Source organism: Sphingomonas corticis (assembly GCF_012035195.1).
Taxonomy (GTDB): domain Bacteria; phylum Pseudomonadota; class Alphaproteobacteria; order Sphingomonadales; family Sphingomonadaceae; genus Sphingomonas; species Sphingomonas corticis.
The window spans coordinates 334,229-346,942 of record NZ_JAAVJH010000001.1 but is presented as its reverse complement, the minus strand read 5'-3'; the positions used below and the strand labels follow the sequence as shown (position 1 = coordinate 346,942).

At 70.9% G+C, this 12,714-nt stretch carries 14 protein-coding genes; 8 read left to right on the top strand and 6 right to left on the bottom strand.

The window, feature by feature from the left end; genetic code table 11:
- Nucleotides 1–34: 34 nt before the first annotated feature.
- On the top strand, nt 35–478 hold the full coding sequence (locus HBH26_RS01785) for a ribose-phosphate pyrophosphokinase (protein WP_168132852.1): 444 nt from the start codon (nt 35–37) through the stop codon (nt 476–478).
- Here HBH26_RS01785 and HBH26_RS01780 read toward each other — a convergent pair.
- Genes HBH26_RS01780 through HBH26_RS01755 form a run of 6 tightly spaced genes read right to left on the bottom strand, consistent with a single transcriptional unit; the run spans nt 453 to nt 5,039 of the window.
- Nucleotides 453–1,010 (bottom strand): Uma2 family endonuclease, encoded by a 558-nt coding sequence (locus HBH26_RS01780; protein WP_168132850.1) that lies wholly within the window; start codon nt 1,008–1,010, stop codon nt 453–455. The genes HBH26_RS01785 and HBH26_RS01780 overlap by 26 nt on opposite strands.
- 40 nt (nt 1,011–1,050) lie before the next feature.
- Nucleotides 1,051–1,818, bottom strand: a complete 768-nt coding sequence (locus tag HBH26_RS01775; RefSeq protein WP_168132849.1) for an NYN domain-containing protein — start codon at nt 1,816–1,818, stop codon at nt 1,051–1,053.
- A 41-nt stretch (nt 1,819–1,859) separates the two neighbouring features.
- Nucleotides 1,860–2,099 carry a hypothetical protein gene (locus HBH26_RS01770; protein WP_168132848.1) on the bottom strand — a complete coding sequence of 80 codons (240 nt, stop codon included), beginning with the start codon at nt 2,097–2,099 and terminating at the stop codon, nt 1,860–1,862.
- 52 nt (nt 2,100–2,151) lie between these two features.
- Nucleotides 2,152–2,535 carry a DoxX family protein gene (locus HBH26_RS01765; RefSeq protein WP_168132847.1) on the bottom strand — a complete coding sequence of 128 codons (384 nt, stop codon included), beginning with the start codon at nt 2,533–2,535 and terminating at the stop codon, nt 2,152–2,154.
- Between the two features lie 52 nt (nt 2,536–2,587).
- Nucleotides 2,588–3,085 (bottom strand): transcription elongation factor GreB, encoded by a 498-nt coding sequence (greB, locus tag HBH26_RS01760; protein ID WP_168132846.1) that lies wholly within the window; start codon nt 3,083–3,085, stop codon nt 2,588–2,590.
- A gap of 4 nt (nt 3,086–3,089) precedes the next feature.
- A complete protein-coding gene (locus HBH26_RS01755; protein ID WP_168133056.1) occupies nt 3,090–5,039 on the bottom strand; it encodes a lytic transglycosylase domain-containing protein in 1,950 nt (649 codons plus the stop codon).
- A gap of 154 nt (nt 5,040–5,193) precedes the next feature.
- Between HBH26_RS01755 and dapA the strand changes: the two genes are divergently transcribed.
- The 7 genes from dapA (at nt 5,194) to HBH26_RS01720 (ending at nt 12,640) form a co-directional block, all read left to right on the top strand.
- Entirely contained in the window at nt 5,194–6,075 is an 882-nt protein-coding gene (gene dapA, locus HBH26_RS01750; protein ID WP_168132845.1) for a 4-hydroxy-tetrahydrodipicolinate synthase, read from the top strand.
- Nucleotide 6,076: 1 nt separating this feature from the next.
- Nucleotides 6,077–6,379, top strand: a complete 303-nt coding sequence (locus HBH26_RS01745) for a hypothetical protein (protein WP_168132844.1) — start codon at nt 6,077–6,079, stop codon at nt 6,377–6,379.
- 181 nt (nt 6,380–6,560) lie between these two features.
- Nucleotides 6,561–7,043 (top strand): SsrA-binding protein SmpB, encoded by a 483-nt coding sequence (gene smpB / locus HBH26_RS01740; RefSeq protein ID WP_168132843.1) that lies wholly within the window; start codon nt 6,561–6,563, stop codon nt 7,041–7,043.
- 30 nt (nt 7,044–7,073) lie between these two features.
- The gene (locus HBH26_RS01735; RefSeq protein WP_239024499.1) at nt 7,074–7,652 is read left to right on the top strand and encodes a DUF2062 domain-containing protein; all 579 of its coding nucleotides are present in this window, start codon (nt 7,074–7,076) and stop codon (nt 7,650–7,652) included.
- Between the two features lie 57 nt (nt 7,653–7,709).
- Nucleotides 7,710–9,806 carry a M13 family metallopeptidase gene (locus tag HBH26_RS01730; RefSeq protein WP_168132841.1) on the top strand — a complete coding sequence of 699 codons (2,097 nt, stop codon included), beginning with the start codon at nt 7,710–7,712 and terminating at the stop codon, nt 9,804–9,806.
- 4 nt (nt 9,807–9,810) lie between these two features.
- Complete coding sequence (locus HBH26_RS01725; protein WP_168132839.1) at nt 9,811–12,252, top strand: hybrid sensor histidine kinase/response regulator; 2,442 nt, start codon at nt 9,811–9,813, stop codon at nt 12,250–12,252.
- 40 nt (nt 12,253–12,292) lie between these two features.
- Entirely contained in the window at nt 12,293–12,640 is a 348-nt protein-coding gene (locus HBH26_RS01720) for a response regulator (protein ID WP_239024498.1), read from the top strand.
- Nucleotides 12,641–12,714: the final 74 nt, after the last annotated feature.

Here is a 12,714-nt window from a genome sequence, read left to right as displayed (position 1 = left end):
CCTTCCGCCGCGCCTGCGCGCACGCCCCCGCCTGATGTCGGCGCGGCGGGCGGCGTCGGGCGACCTCGCCGGCTGGCTGGTGGCGAACGGACTCGACGCGCCGACGGGGCCGGGTTCGATCGCCGACGTGGCGCGCGTGCGCGACCTGCTGCTCGCCGCGGCGCGCGAGGGGCGGGCATTGAGCTACAGCGAGGCGCTATTGGCGCTGGGGCATCGCTTCACCCGGCCGAAGATGCGGACCTTGTGCCGCACGCTCGACGCGATCGACACCACGGGGGCGGCGGCGGGAGAGCCGGGGCTGGCGGTGCTGGTGGTGCGCGAGTCGGACCGGCTGCCGGGGCAGGGCTGGTGGACCGGCGCGGCCAAGGGCGATTATGCGGGGCCGTGGACCGGCACGGCCGCGGCGGAGTTGATCCGCGGGTTGCAGGACGAGGTGTTCGCCTACTGGCGGGTCACAGGCCCGTCGTCGCCACGATGAGGCCGGGGATGGTCGCGGCGGAGAGGTCGCCGCCGAACGCGACCTCGCGCTGTTCGCCATAGGCGCCGTCGGCGGGCGACCAGAACTGGCGGATGGTCGCCGCGGGCAGGTCGACGATCCAGTATTCGGGGATGCCGGCGGCGGCGTAGAGCCGTTGCTTGAGGCCGAGGTCGCGGTCCACGGTGGTGGACGACACCTCGACCAGCAGGGCCACCGAGAGGACGGGTATCGGACCTTCGCCGCGCGGTTCGCTCGTCAGGACGATGTCGGGCTGCGGCATGGTCGTTTCGGACAGGGCCACGCTGCCGCTCGTGGCGAAAAGGTCCGACGAAAGTCCCTCGAGCCGCGTGCGCAGCCGGAAGTGAAGTTCGTCGCGAAGAAAGGCGTGCGGCCTGAACTCCGGCGTCGTGACGATCACGTCCCCGTCGATCAACTCGGTCCGGCGATCGCCGAAGGCACCGGCTTCGGCAAGCATGGCGTAGTCCGCCACGCGCAGGTCGTACTTGCCCGGGAGCCGTTCATGCGCCGTCATGGCGACAATCTAACATCCGCCGCCGTGCGCCGGAAGGGCATCACCGCACGCGCTTCACGAAGATCTGCCCGTCCTCGCGCCGCTCGGTCTGGAAGGCGGGGAGCGATTCGATCAGGTCGGACAGGCGCTTGAAGCCGTAGTTGCGCGCGTCGAAGCTGGAGCGGTTGGCGGCGAGCTGCCCGACCGCGGACAGGCTGGAGAAGCCCTTGGCATCATGCTTCACCGCGTCATAGGCGTCGATCAGCAGCTTCAGCAGCTCGGGATCGTCCCCCGCCTTGCGCTTGGTCCCGATCGCGGGGGGCAGCGAGGCGTCGAGCGGCACGTCCTCGTTCACCGGGCGCGCCGGGGCGGCGGGCGTGGCTTCGGCCAGCAGCGCGGCGACGTCGATGAAGCGGGTGCAGGCCTGGCGGAAACCCTCCGGCGTGTTGGCGTTGCCGAAGCCGTAGACCGGAATGCCGTCCTGCCGGATGCGCATGGCGATCGGCATGAAGTCGCTGTCCGAGGACATGATCCCGAAGCCCTCGACGCGGCCGCGGAAGAGCAGGTCCATCGCGTCGATCGTCATCTTCATGTCGGTGGCGTTCTTGCCCTTGGTCAGGTCGAACTGCTGCTGCGGCTCGATGCCGTGGCGGATCGACATGTCACGCCAGCCGGTCAGCGCGGGCTTCGACCAATTGCCGTAGACGCGGCGGACGTTGACGGTCCCCAGCTCGGCCAGGACGGTCAGCACCGGGTCGATCGCGTGCCAGGAGGCGTTGTCGGCGTCGATCAGCAGGGCGACGTTGCGGGAGGGAGTCTCGTCGGGCATGACGCTTCCTCCCCCCACGCGGTCATGACGTCAATGCACGATCAGCGGTTCGGGCCGCGGCTGCTGTCATAGGCCTGACCGTTGTCGATATCGTCCTGCTTCTCCGGCCGGACGGTGCCGTCGGGATCGTCGACCTGGCCCAGATCCGCACGCGAGCCGATGTCGCGCTGCAGATTGCCGCCTGCACTCTCCGCCACCGCGTCGCCGGCGGGGATCATGCCCTCGATCACATCCTTGTCGTCATGGTCGCGCGCCGTGGTGGTGCGGGGATTCTCCGCCATGGTCCCATCTCCTTCGCCACCCCAACGAACCGCCGCCGCGCGCCGTTCCCGGTCAGCGCGCGCGCACGCGCGCCGTATCGAGCGCGATCGATCCGCCACCCGCTGCGGCGAGGTAGAGGAAGGCGAAGCAGTAGAGGATCGCCGCCTCACCCCCATTGGCGAGCGGCAGGAAGCCGTGGGGAAGATGCGCCATGAAGTAGGCGACCGCCATCTGCCCCGACAGCACGAACGCCACCGGTCGCGTGAAGAGACCGAGCACCAGCAACGCGCCGCCGACCAGTTCCAGCCCGCCCGCCACCGTCATCAAGGGGGTCATCGGCATGGGAAAGGGCGGCAGGCCGAAGAACTTCGAAACGCCGTGGCTGAGGAAGACGAGGCCGAAAACGGCGCGGAAGAGGCTGAGCAGCGGGGGCGACCAGCTGGCTGGGATCGGCATCGTCCATGTCCTTTCGCAATCGCCTCCAGTCCGAGGCGACGCAAAACATAGATCAAGCCGTGTCGGCCGCAACCGGGGGATAGTCGATCGACATCACCTCATATTCCTTCTCGCCCGCGGGCAGCGCGACCCGCCGCACGTCCCCCACGGCGGCGCCCCGCAGCGCACGCGCGAGCGGCGCGTTCCAGCCCACCTTGCCCGCGCCCGCGTCCGCCTCGTCGTCGCCGACCAGCGTCAGCGTGCGGTGCCGGTCGTCCTCGTCCGCGATCGTCGCGGTCGCGCCGAAGAAGATGCGCGTGCGATCGTCCTGCCGGGCCGGGTCGACGACCTTGGCCGCCTTCATCCGGCGCGACAGGAAGCCCAGCCGCCGGTCGATCTCCCGCAACCGTTTGCGTCCGTAGATATAGTCACCGTTCTCGCTGCGGTCGCCGTTGCCCGCCGCCCAGGCGATCGTTTCCACCAGCGCAGGCCGCTCGGTGGCGAGGAGCCGGTCGTATTCGGCCCGCAATGCGGCGTATCCCGCCGGGGTGATGTAATTGGGGCGATCCATCCGCTCACCCCCTCTTCGCCCGGCCCATGTACCAGCTGAGGTTGGCCGGCCCGCGGCTGCGGGCGCGCGGCGGGTTCATCAGGTCGTAGACGACGGCGTTCTCCAGCACGCGCTGGACGTAGTTGCGCGTCTCCGTGAATGGGATCGCCTCGATCCAGTCGACCATGTCGACCGCCCCGGTGCGCGGATCGCCGTTGGCGCGCAGCCACTTGTTCACGTTACCCGGTCCTGCGTTGTAGGCCGCGATGGCGAGCGGGTAGCTGCCGTAACTGGCGAAGATGCGCTGGAAATAGGCCGAGCCGAGCTGGATGTTGTAGCCGGTGTCGGTGGCCAGCCGCGGCTGATCGTAGGGAAGGCCGAGCTTGCCCGCCTGTTCCCGCGCGGTACCGGGCATCAGCTGCATCAGCCCGGTCGCGCCCACGGGGCTTCTCGCCGCGCGGTCGAACTGGCTTTCCTGGCGCGAGATGGCGTGGATCATCGTCCACCACGGCTCGTGCGCGGCGGGGACGGCGACCGTGGGGAAGGCGGTGGCGCTATACTCCGTCAGCCCGTTCTGCATCGCGCTGCGTCCCACCAGCACGCCGAGGTCGGGCCGGCGGATGATCCGCGACAGCTCGTCGGCGAGCAGGTGGTCGCTGTCGCCGGTCGCGTCCGCGGCGATCTGCTTCACGAAAGCGGTCTGGTCCTGGTACTGGCCCGCGTTGCCGAGGAACACGGCCGCCTGCACCACCTCGCGCGCGTGGAAGCGCTGGCGCGCGGCGGGATCGATCAGCCCGGCGGCGACCGGGGGCGGGCCGACCAGCGCGCGGCCGAGACGCTCGCTGGCGAGCTGGCCGTAGAACTGGTCGCGATAGCCCGCGGTACGGCGGAACAGCGCGTCCGCCTCCGTCGGCAGCCGCGCCGCCTCCGCCGCGCGCGCCGACCAGTAGAAGCCCTTGGCACGGGTCTGGGGCGACTGGCTGGCAGCGGCGTATTTGCCGAACATCACCATCGCGTCCGCCGGGCGGGCGATCTTCGTCAACGCCATCTGGCCGGCCAGCCAGGCGAGGCTGGTGTAGTCGTCGCGCTCGCCGTAGGGCTTGGTGGAGACGTCGGTGCCTGCCGGATAGGCGTCGTCCACCTGTCGCGCGATGTCGTAGGCGGCCTGGTACTGCCCGTCCGCCGCCGCGCCGCGCGCGTTGGCCAGCAGCACCTCGTAGAACTTCTCGACGTTGCCCGGCGGGGTCATGCCGGTGCGGGTGCGCGCCAGCCAGGATCGCGCGCTGGGCGAGGCGCCGCTGCCCCGAAGCCACGTTGCCTTGTCGGCGAGGTAGCCTGCGTCGCGCGCGCCCGCGGCGTCGTTGGCGGCGGCCAGCGCGGAGGCGGTCTGCGCGTTGGTGCGAAAGGCGAGCCGCGCTTCCAGCAGCGGGCGCGCCGATGGGCTGACATAGGCGATCTGCCGCGCCGCCGCGCCCGTCGCCCCCTGCCACAGCAGCGCGTCCATGCGGCGGTCGTGGTCCGCCGGCGTCAGCGCTGAGGCGAAGCTGCCCAGCACGACGGCCTCGTCCTGCGCCGACAGATTGCCCGATCGCCACGCCCCGCGCGCGGCCGTCGCCGCCTCGGTCGGCGAGCCCGTCGCCTGGAACGCGCGGGCGCACGCGACCGCCCCGGCTCCGGTCAGCGGGGGCAGGCGCCGGCAGAAGGCGGCGACACTGGCGGGCGGGGCGGTGCCGTCCGCCGCCTTCTTCTCCGCGGTGCGGCGGATCGCCGCCTGCGAGGGCCAGCCGGGGTGCTGCATCAGGAAGCCGGCGTAGCTGTCGAACGGCAGCTGATCCGTCGTCGTCAGCACTTTCCACTGTGCCACCGCCTGCGCGATCCCGCCGGGGTTCGTCACCGTCACATAAGTAGGCGCGGTGGGCGCGGCCGCGGCGGGCGCCGCCGCCTGTTGCATGCCCGCGCTGCCGGCGAGCGTCATCGCCAGGGTCGTCGCTGTCACCAATCCGATCAAGATGCCCGCTTTCACCGTTGTTGGTCGCCGCTGGTGGACAGGATAGCGACCGAACCCGTATCTGTCCTGAACACGTCGCAGTCCCCCAAGCCCTCCACCGCGTCCGGAGCGTCCAACACCCATGTTCTCAGGTTCGATCCCCGCCCTCGTCACGCCGTTCGATGCGGAGGGCGCGTTCGTCGAGAAAGCGTATCGCGACCTCGTCGAGTGGCAGATCGCCGAAGGGTCTGCCGGGCTGGTGCCGTGCGGCACCACCGGCGAGGCGGCGACGCTGACGAAGGAGGAGCAGTTCGCGATCGTGCGCGTCTGCGTCGACCAGGCGAAGGGGCGCGTGCCGGTGCTGGCGGGTGCTGGATCGAACGACACGCGCGTCGCCATCGCCAACGTGGCGGCGGCGAAGGAAGCCGGGGCGGACGCCGCGCTGATGGTGCCGCCCTATTACAACCGCCCGTCGCAGGAAGGCATCTTCCGCCATTTCGAGGCGGTAGCGCGTGGCAGCGACCTGCCGATCGTGCTCTACAACGTGCCCGGCCGCACCGTCACCGACATCCAGCCCGCCACGGTGGCGCGGATCGTCGCCGCGTTTCCCGACACGTTCGTCGGCATCAAGGACGCGACCGGATCGCTGGCGCGCGTGACGGAGCAGCGCGCCGGCTGCGGCGAGGGGTTCGTGCAGCTGTCGGGCAACGACGAGACGGCGCTCGCCTTCAACGCGATGGGGGGCACCGGCTGCATCTCCGTCACCGCCAACGTCGCGCCGCGGCTGTGCGCCGAGTTCCAGCGGGCGTGGGCGGCGGGGGAGAACGCAGGGGCGCTGGCGCTGCACGATCGCCTCTTCGCGCTGCACCTCGCCATGTTCACCGACGCGTCGCCCGGTCCGGTCAAATACGCCATGACGAAGGTTCGGCGCGGGTTTCCCGACGGCCTGCGGCTGCCGATGACCTGGCCGGGAGAGGCGAGCCGCGCCGCGGTCGACGCGGCGCTGGCGCGGGCCGGGCTCTGAGATGCTGGTGCTGGCGATGCTGCAGGCTGCGGTCGCCGGCCCGGTGATGGAGAAGCCGCGCACTCCCGTGCCGGCGTGCGGCACGGCCGCGGCAGATGGCTCGCTGGTGGTGTGCGGGCAAGGGCAGGAGGCGTTCCGGCTGCGCCCGCTGCCCGACCGCTTTACCGCCGATCCGTCGGCGCTGCCGAAGGCGGAGACCGGCATTTTCGGCGGGAGGACGAAGCTGGCGGCGGAGGCGGAGCAGGCCGGCGTCGGCGGGTTCACGAGTAACCGTGCGATGGTGCGGCTGAAGACGCCGTTCTGATCCGTGCGCGTGCAGGGGCTTCGACTTCGCTCAGCCCGAACGGAAACAGGGTTCCCGGACGCTTCATCCGTTCGCCCTGAGCGAAGTCGAAGGGCAGCCGCGCCGGTGCGCCCGCCCTCCACGCCCAATCGTAACGATCGCCCTTTGCCTCCGGCGTCGCCCGCGCCTACATCGCCCGGACATGTCGCGTCCCAAGCCCGCCACCTTCGACAAGAAGAAGATCGTCGCCGAGAACCGCCGCGCGCGCTTCGACTATGCGATCGACACCACCTACGAGGCGGGGATCGTCCTGTCCGGCACCGAGGTGAAGAGCCTTCGCTTCGGCGAGGGATCGATCGCCGAGTCCTACGCCGAGGTGAAGGGCGACGAGGTGTGGCTGGTCAATTCGAACATCCCCGAATTCAGCCACGGCAACCGCTTCAACCACGAGCCCAAGCGCCCGCGTAAACTGCTGCTTCACGAGCGCGAGATAAACAAGCTGCACGGCGCCGTCGCGCGGGAAGGCATGACGCTGGTCCCGCTCACGGTCTATTTCAACGGGCAGGGGAGGGCGAAGGTGGAGCTGGCGCTGGCCAAGGGGCGCAAGGCGCACGACAAGCGCGAGCATATCAAGGAACGCGACTGGAAGCGCGAGGCGGGTCGCCTGCTGCGCGATCATGGTTGACGGCAGGGGGGCCGGATGGCGTCGCGACCGATGACCGCGTGGGACCGCTTCGCCGCGTGGAGCCGGCGCAACCTGCCGACGCGCGAATCGATGGAGAACAGCCGGCTGCTGCGCCCCATCGCGCACCGCGTGCTGGCGCCCGAATTGTGGCGCTTCACGCGCCGGTCGGTGCCGCGCGGCGTGGCGCTGGGCATGTTCACGGGCATCCTGATCCCGATGGGGCAGATCCCCGCCTCCGCGGTGCTGGCGCTGCCGTTCCGCGCCAACGTGCCCGCGGCGGCGCTGACGACGTTCTTCACGAACCCGCTGACCACGCCCTTCCTGTTCGTGCTGTACTACAAGGTGGGAGCGCTGCTGCTCCACGTCGACAGCGCGGTGCCGGGGCAGCCGCTGGGCGATGCGGTGGGTGCCGCGCCGTCGTGGCTGGACTGGCTGATCCAGGACGTGGGGCCGGCGACCGGGCTGGGCATGATCGTGTGCGCGGTGGCGGGCGCGGTGCTGGGTTACGCCGTCGCGGCCCTTGGCTGGCGGGCGTGGATCGCGCGCAAGTGGCGGCACCGCCACGATCGGCATGACGAGCGACTTGGTGACGCGCGTAACCATGATTGACGGGCGGCGGCAGGGCTTTATGCCACGCGGCATCCACCAAATGGGTCGAGAACAAACATGCGTCGCTCCGTCGTCCTCTTTCCCCTGCTCGTTTCCGCCGCCACCCTCGCCATCGCCCAGACGGCGCCCGGAACCTCCGCGCCGGAAACGCGCGAGCAGACCGGCCAGGTCGCGAAGGCCGCGGCCGGTCCGGTAACCCCCGCCAAGGCGAACGGACCGCAGATCGGCGACTTCGGCTTCGACATGGCCGGCCGCGATCCGAGCGTGACGCCGGGCAAGGACTTCTACGAGCATTCGAACGGCACGTGGGAGAAGACGACGCAGATCCCGGCCGACCGCAGCAGCTACGGTATGTTCCACGTCCTGCGCGACCTGTCGCAGAGCCGCACGCGCGAGATCCTGGAAGAGGCGGCGCGCACGCCCGGCGGCAAGTCCGGCGACCTCTACGCCAGCTTCATGGACCAGGCCGCCGCCAACGCGAAGGGGGCAGGCCCGGTGAAGCCGTGGCTGGCCGCCATCGCCGCCGCGACCGACCGCGACGCGCTGGCGGTGGAGGCGGGGAAGCTCCAGCGGCTGGGCGTCGGGGGGCCCTTCCGCGTCGGCGTGGGCCAGGACGACAAGAACCCGGACGCCTATATCGTCAGCATGTACCAGGGCGGCATCGGCCTGCCCGACCGCGACTATTACCTGAACCCCGCGCCGGCGTTCGCGGCCTATCGCACCGCCTATCGGACGTATCTCGCGCAGCTGCTGACGCTGGCGGGCGAGCAGAACGCCGACGCGCGGGCGGCCGCGGTGCTCGCCTATGAGACCGAGGTGGCCAAGGCGCACTGGACGCGGATCGAGAGCCGCGATGCGGACAAGACGTACAACAAGCTGACCTGGGCGCAGCTGGAAAGCCAGGCCGCGGGCTTCCCGTGGAAGGCCTATGCCGGCGCGCTGGGCGTCGACGCGCAGCCCGCGGTGCTGGTCGCGCAGCCGACCGCCTTCGCCGGCGAGGCGAAAGTCTATGCCGCCACGCCGCTGCCGGTCCTGAAGGACCAGCTGATGCTGCGCACGCTGCGCGCCTATTCGCCCTATCTTACCGACCAGTTCGACGCGGCGACGTTCGGTTTCTACGGCACGACGCTGTCGGGCACGCCGGAGCAGCAGGTGCGCTGGAAGCGGGGCGTCGACCTCGTCAGCGGCGCGCTGGGCGAGGACGTGGGCCAGGCCTATGTCGCGCGCTATTTCCCGCCCGAGGCGAAGGCACAGGCCGACCTGCTCGTCAAGAACGTGACCGCGGCGATGGGCGAGCGGCTGAAGAAGCTGGCCTGGATGGCGCCGGAAACGAAGCGGAAGGCGCTGGTGAAGCTCGCCGCCTTCACGCCGAAGATCGGCTATCCGACGAAGTGGCGCGACTATTCGGCGCTGGAGGTGAAGCGCGACGACCTGGTCGGCAACGTCGCCCGCTCGAACGAGTTCGACTATGCGCGCGATCTCGCCAAGCTGGGCAAGCCGATCGACCGCGACGAATGGTTCATGTCGCCGATGACGGTGAACGCCTATGCCAACCCGACGATGAACGAGATCGTCTTCCCCGCCGCGATCCTGCAGCCGCCGTTCTTCGACCCGAAGGCCGATCCGGCGGTGAACTACGGCGGCATCGGCGCGGTGATCGGCCACGAGATCAGCCATCACTTCGACGATCAGGGACGCAAGTACGACCCGACCGGCAAGCTCGCCGACTGGTGGACACCGCAGGACGTGACGCGGTTCGAGGCGTTCACGAAGCAGCTGGTCGCGCAGTACGACGCCTATGAGCCGCTGCCGGGCCAGCATATCCAGGGCGGGCTGACGCTGGGCGAGAACATCGCCGACCTGGCCGGGCTGACCGTCGCGATCGACGCCTATCACGCCTCGCTGAAGGGCAAGAAGGCGGCGACGATCGACGGCCTCAGCGGCGACCAGCGCTTCTACTACGGCTGGGCGCAGGTGTGGCGGACGAAGTTCCGCGAGCCCGCGCTGCGCCAGCAGCTGGTCAGCGACCCGCACTCGCCGGGCCATTACCGCGCGCTGACCGTGCGCAACCTGGACCCGTGGTATGCCGCGTTCGGTGCGAAGCCGGGCGAGGCGACGTACCTGGCGCCGGCGCAGCGCATCAGGATCTGGTAGCGGCATGGGCGTCGACGTGCTCGCGACCGTGGACGAGCCGCGCGGACTGGCGCGGATCGGCACGGGTGCGCGCGCGTCGCTGGCGATCGCGACGGTCGCCGGGCTGCTGGCCGCGGCGCTGGTGCTGTGGCTGATCGGCAGCGTGACCATCGCGGCGGGCTTCCTGGGCGCGGCGATCGTGCTGGCGGGCGTGGCCGTGGTCGTCGCGCGCCTGCTGCCCGCGCGTGCCGCGCCGGGCGGAGAGGTGGACTGGAGTGTCGCGCACGCGCTGGCGGAGGCGAGCGGCGACGCGGTGGCGGTGACGGATCGCGGCGGGCGGCTGGTCTGCGCCAACGACCGCTACGCCGCGCTGTTCGCCGGCTATGCCACGCCGCCCTCGCTGCCGCTGGACGGCGACGGCGCGGACCGACTGGCGAGCGCGGGCCGCGCGGCGTGGCGCGACGGGCGGGCGCAGTGCGACGGCCTGATGCTGGGTGGCGAGATGCTGGCCGCCACCGTGCTGCGCGCGGGCGCGGACGGCGACTGCCTGGTGTGGCGGCTGGTGGAGGGCCAGGGCGGCGCCGCGCCCGAGCGGCTGGCCGACGCCATCGCCGGCACGCTGGGCGTGCGCGCGGGCGAGGCGGGGATCATGGCCGCGGTGATCGACGTCGACGGCCACGTGCTGGCGGCGAACCCGGTGCTGCGCGCGCGCGCGGGCGACGCGGAGATCGTCGGCAACGACCTGGCGCAATATCTCGCCGGCGATGCCGACCGGCTGGTCCGCTTCGTCGCGGAGGGCGAGATGGCGACGCCGATGCGGCTGGTGCAGCTGCCGCTGGGCGACCGCGCCGACTCGCCGATCCTCGTCGCGATGGTCGATGCCGAGGGCACGATCGCGCACGGTGCCGCCGCGGATGTCGAGGCGCTGGTGATGCTGATGCCGTTCGGCGTGGCGCTGGTCGATCGCGAGGGGCGGTTCATGCAGATGAACGCCGCCTTCGCGCGCGCCGTCTCCGCGGAGCCGACCGCGCCGCCGCTCTATCCCGGCGACCTCGTCGTGCGCGAGGACAAATCGGTGGTGGCGGACGCGGTGCGGCGCTTCGCCGGCGGTGGCGGGCGATCGATGGACTTCGCCGTCCGGCTGAAGGACCATCCGGACGAACCGATCGTCTTCTCGATCGCCTCGGCCCGCGGCCTGGGCGACGCGGCGGTGCTGCTCAGCCTGAAGGACAATGGCGAGGAGAACCGGCTGAAGCGCGAGGTGGCGCAGGCGACGAAGATGCAGGCGGTGGGGCAGCTCGCCGGCGGCGTGGCGCACGATTTCAACAACATCCTCACCGCCATCATCGGCCATTGCGACCTGATGCTGATGCGTCACTCGCCCGGCGACAGCGACTATGACGACATCCAGCAGATTCGCGCCAACTCCAATCGCGCCGCATCGCTGACGCGGCAGCTGCTCGCCTTCAGCCGCCAGCAGACGCTGCGCCCGCAGGTGCTGCAACTGCCCGACGTCGTCAGCGAGGTGTCCAACCTGCTCCGCCGCCTGATGGGCGAGACGGTGCGGATGGAGGTGAAGCACGGACGCGACCAGGGGTCGGTGCGCGCCGATCCGGGCCAGCTGGAGCAGGTGGTCGTCAACCTGGCCGTCAACGCGCGCGACGCGATGGTCTCCAAGCCGGGCGACGGGCCGCACCGGCTGACGATCCAGACGCGCAGCGTGCCGATCGCCGAGGTGCGCCGCCGCGGCGACATCATGCCGGTGGGCGACTACACCGCGCTGGAGGTGACCGACACCGGCACCGGCATCCCGCTGGAGGTGCAGCACAAGATCTTCGAACCCTTCTTCACGACCAAGGAGGTCGGCAAGGGCACGGGGCTGGGCCTCTCCACCGTGTACGGCATCGTCAAGCAGTCGGGCGGCTACATCTTCGCCGATTCGCGCCCCGGGCAGGGGGCGACCTTCACCGTCTACCTGCCGGTCCACGCCGCGTCCGGCGACGGGCCGGTGGCGACGCCGCTGGCCAGCAACAACCGCCTGCGCACCGGCGAGCTGTGGGGATCGGGCACGATCCTCCTCGTCGAGGACGAGGACATGGTGCGCGCCGTGGCGGAGCGCGCGCTGACGCGGCAGGGCTATACCGTGCTGGCGGCGGAGAACGGCGAGGCGGCGCTGGAGCTGGTCGACGGGATCGAGCGGCCGCGGCTGGTGGTGAGCGACGTCATGATGCCGGTGATGGACGGGCCGACGCTGGCCACCCATCTGCGCCGCCAGCTGCCGGGCATCCCGATCCTGTTCATGTCGGGCTATGCCGAGGAGCAGCTGCGCCGATCGATCGACCTCGACAACGTGTCGTTCCTGCCCAAGCCGTTCTCCGTCCAGCAGCTGGCGGAGGCGGTGCGCGACGTGCTGTCGCGCGAGGAGGGGCCCGAGGCGGCACAACTGACCGGGCACGGCACCGCATGATGCGGTTGCGCCGCGCGCCGGAGCCATTATGGCGGCGCGCATGACGATGCGCGTGCTCCTCGTTGAAGACGAACCCCTGATCGCGATGATGCTGGAGGATTTCCTCGACGCGCTGGACCGGCAGGTCGCCGGCACCGCGGACAGCGTCGCCGCGGCGCTGCCGCTGGTGGAGGCGGGGAACGTCGATGCCGCGATCCTCGACGTGAACCTGCGCGGCGGGGAGAAGAGCTTCGCGATCGCCGACGCGCTGGCCGCGCGGCAGATCCCCTTCGTCTTCGCGACCGGCGGCGGCGGCGACGAGATCGCGGTCGAGCATCGCGATCGCCCGCGACTGGCCAAGCCGTTCACGATGGACGGGGTCGAGAAGGCGCTGGCGCAGCTGGGCTGACCTTCGCCCGCCGCGACGGGGCGCCCGGGCAGGATCGTCTAATATCCTTGCGCCGACGCCCCCTCCCGCGACAT